Annotated in this window: 11 protein-coding genes; 4 read left to right on the top strand and 7 right to left on the bottom strand. The window is 70.4% G+C overall.

Going from position 1 to position 15,999, the window contains the following annotated elements:
- Positions 1-67: 67 nt before the first annotated feature.
- The 4 genes from AC068B_RS24085 to AC068B_RS24070 form a co-directional block, all read right to left on the bottom strand.
- Complete coding sequence (locus AC068B_RS24085; protein WP_478673732.1) at positions 68-4,837, bottom strand: DUF6603 domain-containing protein; 4,770 nt, start codon at positions 4,835-4,837, stop codon at positions 68-70.
- Position 4,838: 1 nt separating this feature from the next.
- The gene (locus AC068B_RS24080) at positions 4,839-7,229 is read right to left on the bottom strand and encodes a hypothetical protein (protein ID WP_478673731.1); all 2,391 of its coding nucleotides are present in this window, start codon (positions 7,227-7,229) and stop codon (positions 4,839-4,841) included.
- Between the two features lie 434 nt (positions 7,230-7,663).
- The gene (locus tag AC068B_RS24075; RefSeq protein ID WP_478673730.1) at positions 7,664-8,410 is read right to left on the bottom strand and encodes a phosphotransferase family protein; all 747 of its coding nucleotides are present in this window, start codon (positions 8,408-8,410) and stop codon (positions 7,664-7,666) included.
- Between the two features lie 49 nt (positions 8,411-8,459).
- On the bottom strand, positions 8,460-9,308 hold the full coding sequence (locus tag AC068B_RS24070; protein WP_478673729.1) for a LysR family transcriptional regulator: 849 nt from the start codon (positions 9,306-9,308) through the stop codon (positions 8,460-8,462).
- 70 nt (positions 9,309-9,378) lie between these two features.
- Between AC068B_RS24070 and AC068B_RS24065 the strand changes: the two genes are divergently transcribed.
- Positions 9,379-9,696, top strand: a complete 318-nt coding sequence (locus AC068B_RS24065) for a hypothetical protein (protein ID WP_478673728.1) — start codon at positions 9,379-9,381, stop codon at positions 9,694-9,696.
- A gap of 96 nt (positions 9,697-9,792) precedes the next feature.
- Complete coding sequence (locus AC068B_RS24060; RefSeq protein WP_478673727.1) at positions 9,793-10,209, top strand: hypothetical protein; 417 nt, start codon at positions 9,793-9,795, stop codon at positions 10,207-10,209.
- Here the strand turns inward: AC068B_RS24060 and AC068B_RS24055 are convergent.
- From AC068B_RS24055 to AC068B_RS24045, 3 genes are read right to left on the bottom strand one after another with little or no spacing between them, the layout of a single operon-like run.
- Positions 10,195-10,641: an HIT family protein gene (locus tag AC068B_RS24055; RefSeq protein WP_478673726.1), complete on the bottom strand. Its 447-nt coding sequence runs from the start codon at positions 10,639-10,641 to the stop codon at positions 10,195-10,197. The two genes, AC068B_RS24060 and AC068B_RS24055, sit on opposite strands and share 15 nt — an antisense overlap.
- 35 nt (positions 10,642-10,676) lie before the next feature.
- A complete protein-coding gene (locus tag AC068B_RS24050) occupies positions 10,677-12,377 on the bottom strand; it encodes a hypothetical protein (RefSeq protein ID WP_478673725.1) in 1,701 nt (566 codons plus the stop codon).
- The gene (locus tag AC068B_RS24045) at positions 12,374-13,462 is read right to left on the bottom strand and encodes a TIR domain-containing protein (protein ID WP_478673724.1); all 1,089 of its coding nucleotides are present in this window, start codon (positions 13,460-13,462) and stop codon (positions 12,374-12,376) included. Before AC068B_RS24045 ends, AC068B_RS24050 begins: the two co-directional genes overlap by 4 nt.
- Before the next feature lie 532 nt (positions 13,463-13,994).
- On the opposite strand from AC068B_RS24045, the gene AC068B_RS24040 reads away from it, so the two are divergent.
- Both AC068B_RS24040 and AC068B_RS24035 read left to right on the top strand, forming a co-directional pair.
- On the top strand, positions 13,995-15,206 hold the full coding sequence (locus tag AC068B_RS24040; RefSeq protein WP_478673723.1) for an FxsB family cyclophane-forming radical SAM/SPASM peptide maturase: 1,212 nt from the start codon (positions 13,995-13,997) through the stop codon (positions 15,204-15,206).
- Positions 15,203-15,982, top strand: a complete 780-nt coding sequence (locus tag AC068B_RS24035) for a hypothetical protein (protein WP_478673722.1) — start codon at positions 15,203-15,205, stop codon at positions 15,980-15,982. Before AC068B_RS24040 ends, AC068B_RS24035 begins: the two co-directional genes overlap by 4 nt.
- The last annotated feature ends 17 nt before the right edge of the window (positions 15,983-15,999 follow it).

The raw sequence follows: 15,999 nt of genomic DNA, 5'->3' as shown, positions 1-15,999 counted from the left end.
ACGCCGTCCGTCGTACGGGTGGTGGTGTCTGCGGGGGCGGGGCGCTCCCCGGGCCGGATCCGGGAGGTCATGGGATCAGCGCCTCCCCGGTGGCTGCGAGCTGGAGCGGCCCAGGTCCTGCCGCCGCAGCGCCTGCCGCCGCGATGCCGCCGGTCACCAGCACGCGGTCGTCGGCGAGTTCGGCCACCGCGATGGACCACCGGCCCTGGGAGAGGCCCGCGAGCCTGGTCCAGGTGCCCGCTGCCGGGTCGTACGCGAGCACGCTCCGGAAACCCGCCGTGAAGCCGGGGCCCGTGGTGCCGCCGATGACCAGGACGTCCCCCGCGCGGGTGAGCAGCGCACGGTGCCGGGCGCGACCGCCGGGCATCGGGGCCGCGGGAGTCCAGGTGCCGGAGAGCGGGTCGTACAGCTCGGCGGAGGCCAGGGCGCGCGGACTGAACGTGCCGTCCGCCGCGGTGACCGCCTCGCCGCCCGTCACCAGCACCCGGCCGTCGGGCAGCAGCGTCGCCTGGTGGCCCTTGCGGGCCGTGTGCAGGCTTCCGGTGGGGCTCCAGGCGCCACTGGCCGGGTCGTACAGCTCGCAGTACGCGAGCGCCGCGTCGCCAGGGGCGCCCGTGGGCAGCGCGCCGCCCACGACCAGGACCCGGCCGTCGCGCAGGAGAACGGCCTGATGGCCGGTACGGGCGTCGTTCATCGGAGCCGTGGCCGTCCAGGCGCGGGTCGAGGGGTCGAACAGCTCGGCGGAGCGGAGCGCGCCGAAGCCCTGCCCGCCCCGGGCGGCACTGCCACCGGCCGCAAGCACCCGGCCGCCGGGCAGCGGCGTCGCGGAGTGCGCGAACCTGGCCGTGCCCATCGGCCCCGACTGCGTCCACGTCACGGCGGGCGCGTCGAACACCTCGGTGGAGGCCAGGGGAGTGCCGTCCGCGCCCCGCCCTCCTGCGGCGAGGACCCTGCCGTCGGAGAGCCGCGTGGTGGTGTGCAGACGGCGGGCCGCCGCCATCGCGACCGACGCGGTCCACACACCGGCCGTGGGGTCGAAGAGCGCCGTCGCGGCAACTGCCGTACCCGTGGCGCCGGTTCCCCCGGCGATCAGCGCCTTGCCCGTGGCGAGGAGCACCGAGTCCACCTGCGCCACCGGGGTGGGCAGCGTCCCCGTGTCCGCCCAGGTGCCGGGGACGAAGGGCGCGACCGCCGCCTCGGAGGCGGGGATGACGTGCAGCAGCCCGTCAAGGCTCGGGTCGGCGGCGACGAAGTCGGCGAGCGCGTCGGCGGCCGTGGCCTGGTTCCGGAAGTCCACCGGGGCGCCCGCGGGCCCCCGGCCGAGCGTGCGCGGCGGCAGCGCGGGCACGTTGCTGCGTACGTACGCGACGACGAACCGCTGGTCGGCGACGCGCACGGTGTCGGCCGTCGCGAACGGCTGGCGCAGCAGCGCCTCCCGCCGGGACAGCGGTGACCTGCTCGTACTGCTGCCCTGGAGCAGCCCGTCGAAGACGGCGGGGCTGACGCTGTGGAACCGCTTGGTGCGCCCGGCGGACAGCCGCGCGGGCGGCTGGGCGCTCTGGCTTTCGGCGCGGTCCGCCCCCCGCACACCGCTCGCGGCGGGCGCGCTGTCGAGGACGTGCAGCTCGTAGCGGGCGCTGCGGCGCACGACGCGCGCGGACGCCAACGTGCCCGCGGCGGCGGTGAGTTCGAGACCGGTGTCCTGGGTCTCGTACGCGGGGCTCGACAGCTTCGCCGCGTCGCTCATGTCCTGGTACTGGGCCATGGCGAACTTGTCGCCGGTGTCGGAGACGCGCACGAGCCCGCTGCCGGGCGCGGGCGCGACGGTGAACCGCCTGCCGTCGGCCGTGCGCCGCGTACCGACCTTGTCGAGGCGGACGTTGAGCGGCAGCGCCCGTTGCTGGACGGACAGCGTGCCCAGCGGATGCAGCACGAGGTCGTCGGACGGGGGGAGTTGGCGGAGGCTGACCAGGGGCTTGCCGCTGCCGGTGGGCAGACGGGTCTGCCAGCCCTCGGTCTTGCGCAGCTCGTCGGCGAGCAGCGGCAGGACCAGGACGGGCGGGAGCGTGGTGGTGAGGCTCTCGCCCCAGGTGATGTCGAAGTTGGCGGAGATGGAGAAGAACAGGAACCCGATGGATCCCCTTCCGTGCGCCCGCCAGGGTGCTGGGCCTTCGAGCTGGAACCGCAGGTCGATGCTGAACACGCCGACCCCGAATGCCTTGAGCGAGACCGAGGCGCTGATGGCGATGTCGAACCGGAACGGGTTGAACTGGAACAGCGCGTCGAAGCTGAGGTGACCCTCGATGCCGAAACTGCCGAAGCCGAGACGGAGTTCCGCCTTCGAGCCGAACTGGACGGTGTTGCTGGTGATGGCGAAGTAGCCCGAGATCCTGATCAGTTGCTTGTCACGGTGCAGGATGTCGACGGACACCCGCTCGGGTATGGCGAAGGGCAGTGGCGGTGCCTTGTACGAGGGGTGGAAGCCACCGACCGTCAGCACCAGGTCGGGGTTGTCGCCCCACGCGACCAGGATGCCCATGCCGCCGTCGAGAGGCATGGTCAGTACGTGCGAGTCCACGAGCCGTGCCTCGAACCACAGCCGGTTCTTGCCCGGTTCGAGGGCGCCGAAGAAGTCGACGCGGAGGTCGAGGAGGGGCAGCTTCAGGTTCGGCAGTGTGGCGCGCAGGGTGCCGAGGACGGCGATGTTGCCGGGGATCTCGATGATCAGCCCGAGGGAGATGCTCACCAGCGTCGGGGTGGCCCAGCCGATCTTGGCCATGGGGCCGATGAGGAACGTGCCCTGCTCGGGCGGGAAGAACGCGTTGAGGTCCGACAGGATGCGGGGCGCGTTGGCGATCACGTCGCGCGGGAACATCACGGACTCGATCGAGCCCGTCCGGATGCCCTCCGCGAGTGCCTGGAGGTTCATGCCCCGGTTCAGCCCGATCAGGCCGCCGACCGCGAGCAGGGTGAAGCCGTAGCCGAGCTGGATGCCCTCGCCGAAGTCGGCGGTGAGCACGACGAGGAGCGAGAACCCCTTCGAGCCGTCCGGCATCCTGGTGCTGACCAGGCCGATCGCCTTCAGCGCCAGGAAGTCGGCGAACTCCAGCTCCATCGCGCCCGCGTACTCGCCGCGCGCGGAGTCGAAGGCGAGGAAGCCGCCACCGCGCACCACGCCCGCGTCGATCGAGAGGCCCGCGCCGCCGGGCGGTTTGAAGCCGAGCGAGACGTCGAGCGGGCCGAGGTTCCCGTCCTGCGCCGGGCGCCCCTCGAACAGGGCAGTGAGGCCGACCTTGTCCACCACGGCCGTGACGGGGCCGAGTTGTGCCTTGAACGTCGCGCCGAGACTGACCGGCACGGCACCGCCCGAGGGCGACACGGAGATGCTCAGGCTCTGGACCTCGACAGGACCGATCCGTTGCCCCACCGGGATCTGGAGCTCCAGATTCGAGGTGCCGCGGAAGTACAGGCCGTCGCGGTGCGAGACGCCGAGGGTCAGGTCGCCGCCGATGCGGAACCCGTCGGCGGGCAGGACGGCGGTGAGGAATCCGTCCGCGTCCTGACCCGCCTTGAACACGAACTCAAGGCCTTGCAGGTCGAATTCGGCGAAGACGTCCACCGGGTCGCCCTGACCGGCGTCGATCCGGACGCCGCCCGTGCCGGAGAGCGCACGGAACTGGAGCCGCGTGCCGTCCGGCGTGCCCAGGAGCAGCACGGGCTGCCCGTCGGCGGCCATGCTCTCGGCCGTGACCTCGATCGCGCCCTTCGCGTGCACGGGAGCGCCGCCCGACTCGAAGCCGGTGAGCACGTCCACACCCTCGCCGGGCCTGGCGAGGAGCGCCACGCCACCCTGGAGGTCGAGCCCGCTGCGGACCGTGACGGCGATGCCGCACGCCAGCTCGAAGCGGAGCCCGAGCGAGCCGGTCAGCGAGGGGAGCAGAGCGAGCCCCGGCGCCCCGCCCGCAACGGCGGGCGGCACCCGTACGAGCCGGACCGCGCCGCGCGCCCGCCCCTCGCCCTCGTCGCCTCCCACGGACTGGTCGAAGGCGGCGAAGGTGAGCGCGGTCGCCGTGGGGCCCAGCGGGTCCTGGCGCGGCCCCTGCACCGCGGTCTCCGCGCCGTCGGACAGCGCCGCGATGCGCACGTCGAAGCCCATGGCCAGGAAGAGGTTGTCGAGCTGGGAGGCCAGCTCGTCGAAGTCGAGGTCGGGCCCGCCCCAACCGTACGCGTTCTTCAGCACGAGCGACGGATCGTCGAGCACCTTGGGCACGTCGGTCACATCGAGCGTCATGCGGGTGTGGGAAGGGCGGCTGCCCGTGGGCGGCACGTAGGCCGCCTTGATGACCCCGAACGCGCGCAGCCCGAAGCCCACGGAGGGGTGGAAGCGCTGGAGGTAGGTGATGACCAGATGGTCGAGGAGCTGCCGCGGGAACTTCTCACGGAACCCGTCGGCCCGCAGATGGGCCGGGATGGCCGAGTCGGGGGCGTCGGCGATGGCGCGGATGGCGGTCACCAGGCCCTGGACGGCGGCGAGTACGCGGGCCGCGTCGTCGGCGGAGACATCGGCGTCGCTCTCCGGCTTGGCGGGCGCCGAGGCGCGGAGTCCGGGCGCGCCCTCGTTGAGCCCGCCGTCGCCGAGGAGTCGGCGCAGGCCGTCGAAGAGCGTGTCCACGCTGGTGCCGAGCGCGCGCAGCGGGGCCGGGGGTTCGGCTGCCGTCCAGCCGAGTTCGCTGAGGAGGCCCACGAAGGCCTGGGGGGAGGCGACCGCCTCGCGCAGGGGCAGCAGTGCCTGCCCGACCTCGGCGACGAGCTTGTCGAAGGTGCCCTGTTCAGCCATGTCACGCCCTCGGGTACTGGTGAGCGTCGAGCGGGGCGTGCTGGGCGGGATCGATGAGGTTGACGATCAGCCACTTGCAGAGGAAGCAGAACATGCCCCGGAGGTCCGCGTCGTTGGTCGTGCCCTTGTCCTGGCCGCGCATCTTGCACTCGCCCGACGCCCGGTAGAAGCCGCCTGCGAAGTGGTTGCCGCCTTCAAAGATCCCCACCATCTGGTACGCGAACTTCGGTGGCACGAAGCCCGGTACGCCGATGGGCAGGTCCGTCTCCTCCTCCCGCTTCCCGAACGGCTTCGTGGTGTCCCGGTTCCTGTTCAGCGGGCCGTGGCTGCGCTGGTTCGCGGGGGAGGGGTCGGCGACGAAGTCCCGTACCGCCTTGTCCACCACGAAGACCGGAAGCCCCGAGAGGTCGGTCCGCTGGACGAAGACCACCGAGCCCTTCTTGAAGACCGGGAGCTGCGGGACGGCTCCCGGGGTCTGCAGGAAGAGGGTGCCCAGCTTCTCGTCGGGCCTGGTGGCGATGGTCAGGTTGGTCAGCACATCACTGGGTGTCGTCTTCAGCGGAAGCTGCCGGTTGTCGGCACCCGTCGAGAAGCCGCGCACGGTCACCTTGGCGTTGTCCTTCCACGCCTGGACCCATTTCGCGATGTCGGCGGTGCCGACCGTGACTTCGAAGATGTCGGACACCAGCGGCACCGAGGGCACCAGGAGTTTCCCGGACACGCGCGCCCGCGGCACGCCGAACCATTTGATCTTGTCGGGGTTGAGCTTGCGGTCCTGCGGGGGCGCTCCCTGGTGCAGGAAGCTGAGCTTCGCCAGATTGTCGAACGGCAGGTCGTGAGTGGGGTCGTTGTCCCCCTGCCGGTCGCCCCCGAAGTCCTCGTACTCGTCTCCCAGGTTGAAGGAGTGGGCGAACTCATGGGCCACCTTGTTGACGAGGTGGTCGATGTCGGTGACGCCCAGGGGATTCTTCGGCAGGGCGGGCGGCGGCGGGGTCCTTGTCCGCACCGGCCTGGCCCCCGGCACGGCGGAAAACTCGACTTTCCCCTGCCGACCCACCGTTGAGGCCGTCAGAGTGCCCTGGTTGAAGGCCGTACCGCCCAGGAGCGGGTCGTACGTGATGATCGCGACCATCCCACGGCTCTTGCGGAATTTGGTGTCGTCGGGTGTCCAGTTCTTCCCGATGGGAAGGTTCGGCGGCTCGGAAAGACGGAGACCGTCCAGATATCCGAGAATCAAGTTTCCCGGGTTCGTCGCGTTGCTGTTCGCGTACACCTCGGGAGCGTGCCTGCGCGGATCGAGTTCCAGTGTCTGATGCCCGTCGACCCGGTAGAACTCATAGACCCGGTCGATGAATTGCTTCAGGTTCGGCGCGTTCGGCGTATCGCTCGCGGGAGGCTGGACCGCGGGCTCTCCCTGGCCGTTGAACCTGCTCCGGTCGGCCCGGCGGCGTCCCAGATACAGTCCGTAGAAGGTGTCCGACGCCTCGATGAATCCCTCCGCCTGGTGCTCCTTCCAGGTCGCGATCACCAGGTCGCTCGCCTTGCCCTCGACGAAGTCGGTCAGGCCCTGGCCCTTCCAGAGGTCCCTCAACTGCTGTGGATTCCGGCTCTCTCCACGCTGGGGAAGGCCCACGCGCTCGACCAGTTGCTGGACGCTGTAGCTGTTCTCCGGAAATCCGCTCGTATCCGACTCGGGAATACGTCGGCCGATGAAGTCGCGTCCCGCCTGTCCGGCCTTGTCCACGACGCGGGGGCCGCAGGTGACGAGCTGCTGCTCGGACGCCTCGAACGCGGTGAACACGTTGAAGCTCTTGCTCAGCAGCCCGTACGGCTGGTGCCGCGGCTTCTCGAACATGTCGCGCACGGTGCGCTGGACGATGTTGTCGAACAGCTGGGCGTCCTTGGCCTCGAACCCCTCCGCGACGAAGACCATGTTGACCTGGTCCTCGTGGTTCACCACGTCCGTGGCCCTGACCCGGGTGAGCGTGGTCCGCGACTTCGCGTGGTCCACCACGCGCACCGGCAGGGTGTTGCTGATGGCCGTGCCCTTGAGCGTTCCGGAGACGACCACGGGAGCCGCCGTCTCCGCCGTGCCCTGCAGCCTTCCCCGCGGAGCGATCACGACGCTCGGACTCGGCGACGTCAGATCGATGTATTCGTGGCCCGTGATGTCGCCGACCGCGTCGGTGCCTGCGGCCGGGTGTTCGCTGAACCGGGCGTACAGCGAAGGCTGTGCGTGTGCGAAATTACTGTCCTTCGTCGTCGTGATGGATTTGTTTCCGAACCACCAGTCCTCGATCTTCTCGTGCACCTGGAGCCTGCCCACCACCACCCCGAATCCGCCGCTGACGGTGAGCTGGAAGAGATAGACACCGGGCTCCGTGGCTGTCACGATTCCGGAATTGCTGACCGAAGGAAGATTCGCGAGCCGACTCCCCGTCGCGTGATACGGCGCGAAGAAATGGAAGACGCTGCCGTTGGTTCGGTCCGTCAGCACGAACGGCTTGGGTGCGGCCTCGGTGAAAGTGCGGCTGAACACCTGAATCTTGAGCGGGAGATTGCCGGTAAGCACGAGATGCAGATCAAGGTGCGGAAACACCGGAAGATCCGCAGTGATGGGAACCGTACTCGCCATGATCGCTCCCGTCGATCGATCTTCCGGACGGCGAAGGATTCCGATCCTCCCACCGCCCCCAGATCAACAGAAGAGCGAATGCGACACGGTTTGAATAGTTCCATGGTGAGGCCGGTGCGGCTTTGCCTGGAATTTATCGCTCCAGTCGGAACGGGGCACTCATTCGCCACCGGCAGTCGGGCACCGGCTCCTCACATCCGGGATTTGAGCACGTCGACCTCACAGCCCGGCGCGAACGCGTCGAAGCCGTGCTCGACCAGCCAGCGGACTCCCAGCAGGCTTCGAAGGGACCACCATGCGTGGATCACGTCGAGGTCGACGTCTGCGCCGTAGCCTGCGATGACGTCGCCGAGGTGCTTCTCGTGTCCGAGGGTGAAGGTGGCGAGGTCGTACAGGGCGTCCCCCTGTCCCGCTTCGGACCAGTCGATGATGCCCGTGATCTCGTCGCCGTCGGCGAAGACGTGGGCGATCTGCAGGTCGCCGTGTGTGAACGCCGGGGTCCAGGGACGGAACGCGGCCTCGGCGACCTGGCGGTTGCGGGTGACCAGGTCGGCGGGGAGGGCACCGCTCGTCACGAGCCACTCGCACTCGCCGTCGAGTTCCGCCGCCAACTCGTCGAGGCTCCGTCCGGCCCTGCCGGGGCGGGACGGCAGCGGCGCGTCGTGCAACTTCCGGAGGGCGGCGCCCGCCGCGGCCCACGCGGCCGGTGACGCGGTCGACGGCTCGCCGAGTCGGCCGAGCGTCGCCCCCGGCACCGCGGCGATCGCAAGCACGGGCGGCTTGCGCCACAGGACCTCCGGGGTCGGGACCGGCGCCATGGCCATCGCCTCGACCTCGACGTCGATGCGCGCCTGATCGGCGTCGACCTTCAGAAACACGTCGCCGACGCGCAGGGTCGCCCGCTCGGAATGGGCGACTACGACCTTGACCTCATCCATGGCGACCAGCATCCCGGACGATCGTCGACGGCGCCGGGAATTATCTCCGTCAGGAGTCCGAGGGCTTCGACTCCAGCGCCGCAGCCACGAACGAAGCGACCAGCGGCCGCCGTTCCTGCTCGTTCCAGGCGAGCACCAGGCGGCTGGGCGGCGCGTCGGTCACCGGTATGCAGACCAGGCCCTCCGGGACCGGTTCGACCAGCGAACGGGGCAGCACCCCGACCATCCGGCTCACCGTGATCATGTGAAGCATCTGGGTAACGCCCGCGACCTCCGGGCCGGTGCCGTCGCCCCCGGGCACCCCTTTCCAACGGGGCAGCGCCTCACCCGCCAGGTCGGCCATGCGCACGGAGGCGCGCCCGGCCAGCCGGTGCCCGGACGGGACGATCGCCACGCGGTCCTCGGCGTGCAGCGTCTCGTGGGCCAGCCCTTCGAGGTCGTCGAACGGCGCGTAGAGCAGGCCGACGTCGGCCCGGCCGTCGTGCAGGAAGTCGGCGCGGTCGGCCGGACCGCTGAACAGGATGTCCACCCGGCGGGCGTCGGGCCGCCGGGCGTACTCGGCGAGGATCCCGGACAGCAGCCCGGCGTCGCCGCCCGGTTTGAGCACCAGCCGCAGGTGGTCGTGGGTGTCTCCGGCGCGCCTCGCGTGCCGGACGGCGGCGCCGACGGCGTTGAGCGCATGCCGCCCGTGTTCGCGCAACGCCTCCCCGGCGGGGGTGAGCTCGACGTGCCGACTGGAGCGGACGAACAGGGGCACCCCGAGCCGGGTCTCCATCCGCCTGATCGCCTTCGAGAGCGCGGGCTGGGCGATCGAGAGCCGGACGGCGGCCCGGCCGAAGTGCAGCTCGTCGGCGAGTGCGATGAAGTACTCGAGCTCGCGTGTTTCCAGTTCGACCATGCCTTCAGGTTATCGCCGGATGCCGAACGGGTCTTGGACGCGAAGGGCGGTCTCCTTCGAGAATTGCCGCATGATTCACCACACGATGATCGTCTCCTTCGACCAGCCCCTGCCCGCCGGAGAGCTCGACCAATACCGCAAAGACATCGAACGGGTCATGCTCGACTCCGACGCGGTGCAGTCGGTCGCGGTCCGGCACCACATCCCCGTCCCCGGCGAGGAGGCCATTCCGGCGCTCATCGCGACCGCGGTCGTCCAGGTCGCCGTGGCCGACACCGACGCACTGGCGAAGGCGTTCGACGCACCCGGACTGCACGAGGTCATCGACCACTGGCAGGCGCGGCACCCGTACAAGGTCGGCTGGGCGAACCACGAGCCGCTGGCGTGAACCGGAGTGGAGCGGCGTGAAGTGGCATGAACGCCGTTGGCCCGACCGGAAGCACTGACTAGGATCCCCAGAAGGCCAGTTGTCACGGGGGGACACATGTCGGCGGGGCTGGACGAGGGCCGGATGCGGCATCTGGAGCTGATCCAGACGATCGTGACCCGGATGGGCAACAACTCCTTCCTGATAAAGGGATGGTCGCTGACGGTCACGGGCGCCCTGCTCGCCTACGCCGTCGGGAACGACAAGAGCGCGATCGCGGTGGTGGGGTTCGTACCGGTGCTGGCCTTCTGGGCCCTGGACGGCTACTTCCTTTACCAGGAGCGGCTGTTCAGGCGCCTCTACGATCGGGTGCGCCGGGCCACTCCCGCGACCGCGATCGAACCGTTCGCCATGGACGTGGCACCGGGCCGAGAGAAGGCAGGCGTACTGAAAGCCGCCGCCTCCTTCACCGTGTCCGGCTTCTACGGAGGCCTCGCCCTGGCCCAGGCGTTCGCACTGCTATTCGTGCTGTGACTCCAGTGCCGTACGCAGGCGCCGTACCGAGTCGTCGAGGAGATCCGCGTCCGTCTCGGCCGCCTCGGGCCACAGCCGCGGCATCCTGTCGCCCGTGTAGCGCGGCACGACGTGGACGTGCAGGTGGAACACGGACTGGGTGGCGACCGCGCCGGACGACTGGATGACGTTCAGTCCCTCGGGGCGGTGGGCCGCCCGGACCGCGTGGGCGGCCCTGAGCACCGCCGTCCCGACGGCCGCCGCCGTCGCCTCGTCCAGTTCCCAGATGTCCGCGACATGACGCCGGGGCACGACCAGGACGTGCCCGGGGTGGACCGGATTGAGGGGCAGGAAGGTCACGGTGTCCGCGGTCCCGGCGACGATGCGGGCCGGTCGGGCCCCTGCGTCGACCCCGCAGAAGACGCAGTCGGGATCGTGGTGTTCGGCACTCATGGGGCGAACGATAGGCGCGCGGGGCGGTCTCTCCCTCAGGCGCCGCGGTCGTTGACGTCGCGGAATGCCAGCGGGAGCCGCTTCACCAGGTCCCTGTCGAGGTGGGGCAGGTGCGTGCGGTACTCGGCGACCATGGACTGGGCGAGCGTGGACACGTAGTTGTTGAGCTCGGTCTCCTTGTTGTCCGCCACCAGGTCGTAGACGTCCCCGTCGTACTGCGGCTTGCCCTCCGAGTGCACCGAGTGCTGGTACGGCCCGAAGTCGTCCGGCATCGCCCAGCCCTGGAGGGGCCTGACCCAGAACACGGGCAGGATGGCGATGGGCTCCTGGCCCGGGGCGGCGTTGAGGTCCGCCATGCGCCGGACCATGACGGCCCACTCGCGCCTGCACCACTCCCGCTGGAAGTACCCCTCCGTGATCAGGGGCACCATCAGACGCGTGGTGCGGATCGCCTCGATCAGCTTGGGCTCCCACGTCGCCCCGTGCTGCATCATCTTGTCGAAGAAGCCGGACTTCGTCACTCGCCCCCCGAGCTTGGCGGTCACCCGCCGCTCGAGCAGGGTGTGGAACTTGAGCGCCTCGTCGAAGTCGACCTCGCGGTTGTGCCAGCTGGTGAAGAAGAAGCAGGAAGGCGCCTCGGCCGCTTCCGTCGGCGGCGCCTGCGGGGCTGCTCGCTGCCAGCGCCCGGCCAGCTCCTCGGCGATCCCTCGTACGCTGTCCGCCATTTGACGACCGGTCCCTGCCGCATCTGTCTCCGCCGCCACCGAGCCGGCCAGCGCCCGCACGAATTCGGGATCCTCCTGCTCGAACACGGTGTCGAGCAGCAGGTCGACGCGCTCCGCCATGGTCAGGTGCACGGTCGCGGCTTCGGGCAGCACGGTCGCTGCATGCCGCAACCGCAGCGCCGCCATCCAGCGCCGGTAACTGCCGGAGTCCCTGCACACCGTCGAACGCAGCAGACTGGACCGCAGAGTCGTGCGCGCCCTGTCGGGCACGTCGACCCGGGACTGCGCGGGGAGCGCGGGCGACGGCGCGGGCCGCTCGGGCGGCGGAGGCGCCATGCGGGCTATCTCCGTCACGGTGGCGACCTGTTCCACGGTGACCCTGCCCGCCAGGACGGCTTCGCCGGCGCGCACGATCTGATGCGGATGCCCGTCGAAGGTGTCCGCGAGCCGTGCGGCCTGTCGCTGGTCGAGGCCCATGTTCTCCATGAGGAGCCCGACCGCGTCAGGGCGGGCCAACGGGCCGACACGGACCCGGGCGTTCGCCTCCCACCCACCGGTCCTGCGCGACGTGACCAGAATGCGGGCGTTGCCCTCCGGGAAGTGCCGCCGGAGGCCGTCAGGATCCTCCGCATTGTCGAAGACATAGAGCCAGTTGGCCGCCGTAGGTCCCTCCAACGGCCGCCCCAGTGCCTGCTGAAACGCCTCGCGCAGCCGCTCCGTCTCCTCCGCGACGCGGTCCGCGAGCGGGTCCGGGGCCGGGGCCTTGCCGCAGTCGAAGACCCACATCAGTTCGTAGTGCTGGGTGTAGAGATGGCCGTAGGAGATGGCCAACTGCGATGTCCCGTACCCGTACCGACGGTCCTCCGGGTCGTGCACGAGCACGGCGCGGTGGTCCATGAGCAGCCGGTGGGCCTCCGCGATCTCCTCGTCCCTGCCGACGAAGGGTGCCGGCAGCGGAGGGAGGTTGTTTATCGGCGGCAGGTCCCGGGGCGGGCGCCGTGAAGGACTCACCGGCCGCTCCCACGATCCGCCGACTGCTGCGGGGTCTCGGGCAGTACCTGTTCGATCAGGTGCTCGGCCTCCGCCGGGTCCGCCCCGGCCAGTACGACGACGTTCGCGTCACGGACGAGCAGGGGCCGAGGGGCCGCGTCGATCTGCACCAGGACGGCCTGGGACGGTCGGCCGGGGGAGCCGACGAACGTGTCCGCCCACTCGGTGGGGTCGGTGTTCCCGGCGGCGAAGTAGTTGCGGGAGAAGATGACGAGCATGCGCTCGGCCGCGGCCCGCGCCTGGGCGACCGCGTCCTGGAGGCTCTCGCGGCTGGCCCGCCAGCGGCGCAACCGCACGTCGTGCCCCCGCTGACCCAGCACCTCCGACATCCAGTCGGCCCAGGGCTGGTCGGCGCCGACGTAACTGATGGCGACCGAGCCGGGCTCGCGCTGCAGTGGCTCGGTGTCCAGGATCTCGCGCCGCCGCGACCAGCTCTCCCCGCCGACGTCGGCGGACTGCCCGGTCGGCGCCGCGCTCGCGCTGCCGAACGCCGGAGCCAACTCCCGGGCGTCGGCCAGGTCCAGTCGTTCCAGCTCCGTACGCCCCGCCTCGGCAATGGTTTTGGCCAATTGTTCGAGCAGCGCGTAGTACCGTACTTTGTCCTCCGCACGCGGCGAGGCCGCCAGGGACTCCAGTCCGTACTGCCGCAGCCAGTCGAAGGCTCCGGGGCCCTCCACCGATGTGCGTACGTCCTCCGGCGCCTGGCCGTCGGCCACCGGCTTCCAGCACAGCGGGACGAGACAGCCACGCGCCGGGACGCCCCGGATGTCCTCGTGGTGTCTCATCCGGGCGTCGAAGACCGCCCATTCGAGCCCCGCACCGCGGTCGGCGAAGTACCTGGGGGAGTACAGCGCGATCATGACTCCGGCCCTGGTCACGCCGCCCTCGCGGGCCGACTCGGGCTCCGTCGTCGCACCGAGTACGCCGCTGACGCCGAACCCTTCCTGGATCCGCAGCTGGTACTCCAGGTGGGTGTGGAAACGCGTCAGCGCAGGCCAGCCATCAGCACGTACACAACTCGTATAGAAGAAAGCGGCTGGATCCACGCGCCCCTCACAAACTTCCGCCAACGGTCCGGCGTGATGGACATTCGCGCAGACTCGGTGAGAACGGATGGCCGGTCGGTCAGCGGCGGCTCCTCCGAGGCCGGTTCATACTCCCTCAATACCCCAGAGGATAGGCTTACTTGGCCCCGGTCGATATACTCACAGGCATCTGGTGGGAGCGCTCGGTGAGCGCACCGACGCATTCACGAGCGGGGGGACGACCGGTCCGAGGATGCACGAGCCCCGGACTGTAGCAGGAGCCGCACGATCCCCCTCGGCACCACATCTGTTCGACCGTGGCATGTTGGTCGGCCTCCGCGCGTCGCGGAGCCGAAGCAGTCGGGGGGAGCCTGCGTTATGGGACGTGACGCGGCACAGCACACGGCACATGGAGTCGAGTTGTCCGCGGACCACTCGCCCCACGGCCCACCCGACTCCCTCGCCCTGAGCCGACTCCCACGCAGCGCGCTCGTCGAGGCCCTGCTGCGCAACGCCGGCCGAGCCGCAGGACCCGTGCGGCCGAGGTGGGAAAGTGCGGTGTGAGACCGCACCCCGCGCCGCATCGCCACCCGACGAACCCGCGGCGACGTTCACGCAGTTCGTCGTAAAGCTCTACAGCCGATGCAACTTCGGGTGCCCCGACTGCTACATCTACGAGCACCGCGACCGCGGCTGGGCCGATCAGCCCCTGGTCATGGGCCCCGCGGTGATGAGACGGCTGTCCGGCAGAATCACCGAACACCTGCGCCGCCACCGCCCGGAGCGGGCCCAAGTCGTCCTGCACGGCGGCGAACCCCTGCTGGCCGGGCCCGCGATCCTGGAGCGCTTCGCCCGCAGCCTGCGCGCCGACTGCAAGGACCTCGCCACCCAGGTCGAACTGCTCGTCCAGACGAACGCCTCCCGGCTCGACCGGGCCTTCCTGGAGATCTTCCGCCGGTACGGCGTCACGGTCGGCGTCAGTCTCGACGGCACCGCCCGATCGCACGACCGACGGCGCCCCGACCGGGGCGGCCGGGGCACGTACACCGAAGTGGCCCGCGCGCTGTCCCTGCTGCGCATGCCGCGCTACCGGGCGCTGTACGGCGGCCTGTTGTGCGTCGTGGACATCGAGGCCGACCCCGTCGAGACGTACGAGGCGCTGCTCGCACACGAGCCGCCCACCGTCGACCTGCTGCTCCCGCACGCCACCTGGCAGTTTCCGCCTCCCCGGCCCCCGGACGCGGACGGTGCGCCGTACGGCCGCTGGCTGGCCGCCGTGTTCGACCGCTGGTTCGACGCCCCCCGGCGGGAGACCTCACTGCGGCTGTTCGACTCGCTGCTCGACCTGCACCTGGGCGGCACGAGCACCAGTGAGATGTGGGGCCCCTACGGCTCGGACGTCGTGGTGATCCAGCCGTCCGGACTCATCGAGTACAACGACATCCTCAAGACGGTGAGTGCGCGGGCCGCCCGGTCCGTACTCCACATCGGGGCCCATGACTTCGACCGTGCGGCCGCCGACCCGGGATTCGCCGCCGAGCGAGCCGGGCTGAACGGGCTCTGCGCGCAGTGCCGGTCCTGCCCGGTCGTCGACATCTGCGGTGGCGGTCTGCGCGCCCACCGCCACCGCCCGGACAACGGCTTCGACAATCCGTCGTGCTTCTGCGCCGACCTCCGGTTCCTGATCGACCACGTACGGGAGCGGCTGACGCACGGGGTCAGCGCGTTGCGGACGCGCCCTGACCGAGAGGGGTGGAGCGCATGACCGCGCACCGCAGTCCAGACGCTCCCTACTACTACATAAGCCACGCCCTGCCGGTGCCGTCGGATCCCTGGCTGCGGTCGTTCCACAACGACGTCCAGGCCGAGATGCACCGCCGCCTGGGCCCCGGCCCCGGCCACGCGGGCCTGCTGTCGGAGCCCTGCCGCGACCCCGCGGGCGCGGAAGGCCCGGACTGGACGCCCGCGATGCGCTGCCGCACGCTGCTCGTCCTGCTCACCGAGCGCTACTACAAGGAGCCCCGCACCCTGCGCGATCTGGAGGTGTTCCGACGGCGGCTGCTGTGGGGACAGCACCAGACCGGGGAGCGGTCGACCGCCCTGGTGCTGGTGCCGTGGAACACCCAGGGGCTGCCGTCGCGCAGGGAACCCGACACCCTGGCCGTGCCGGTCGGCGACTACACGAGGTCCGGCCTCGGGGGACTCGTAAGGGCTCCGCACGCCCGCGGCGGCTATCTGAAGGTGCTGCGGGCGGTGGTCGAACGAATCCTCACCGGCGCACGTCACTCGCCTCCCGTCATGACGCCTGAAGACCTGTACTTCACTGTTTCCTCAGGTGTTTCTGGAATGCCGAGAATTCCGCTCTCGGCCAGGAAATTCCTAGATAGGCAGTTCGCGCCGGTGCGGGTACCGTGGGCGCCAACGCACGCCGCACCACCGTCCCGCCCTGCCGAAGCATGGTGGGAGGCAGCCCCTCACCGTTCGTGGTTCTCCACTCCGGAGAGCGACGAGCGGCCCATCCTCCGGGGGCCTCACAGCTGACGCACCCACGCTGGAGC

This window comes from Streptomyces sp. NPDC042371, assembly GCF_056437465.1.
This window is presented reverse-complemented; position numbering and strand designations above follow the sequence as displayed.

What these genes read in the sequence shown, in the direction of transcription:
- AC068B_RS24035 (WP_478673722.1), top strand. Translation starts at nt 15,203, where the DNA reads ATGACCGCGCACCGCAGTCCAGACGCTCCCTACTACTACATAAGCCAC.
- AC068B_RS24065 (WP_478673728.1), top strand. Translation starts at nt 9,379, where the DNA reads ATGATTCACCACACGATGATCGTCTCCTTCGACCAGCCCCTGCCCGCC.
- AC068B_RS24070 (WP_478673729.1), bottom strand. Translation starts at nt 9,308, where the DNA reads ATGGTCGAACTGGAAACACGCGAGCTCGAGTACTTCATCGCACTCGCC.
- AC068B_RS24055 (WP_478673726.1), bottom strand. Translation starts at nt 10,641, where the DNA reads ATGAGTGCCGAACACCACGATCCCGACTGCGTCTTCTGCGGGGTCGAC.
- AC068B_RS24075 (WP_478673730.1), bottom strand. Translation starts at nt 8,410, where the DNA reads ATGGATGAGGTCAAGGTCGTAGTCGCCCATTCCGAGCGGGCGACCCTG.
- AC068B_RS24060 (WP_478673727.1), top strand. Translation starts at nt 9,793, where the DNA reads ATGTCGGCGGGGCTGGACGAGGGCCGGATGCGGCATCTGGAGCTGATC.
- AC068B_RS24085 (WP_478673732.1), bottom strand. Translation starts at nt 4,837, where the DNA reads ATGGCTGAACAGGGCACCTTCGACAAGCTCGTCGCCGAGGTCGGGCAG.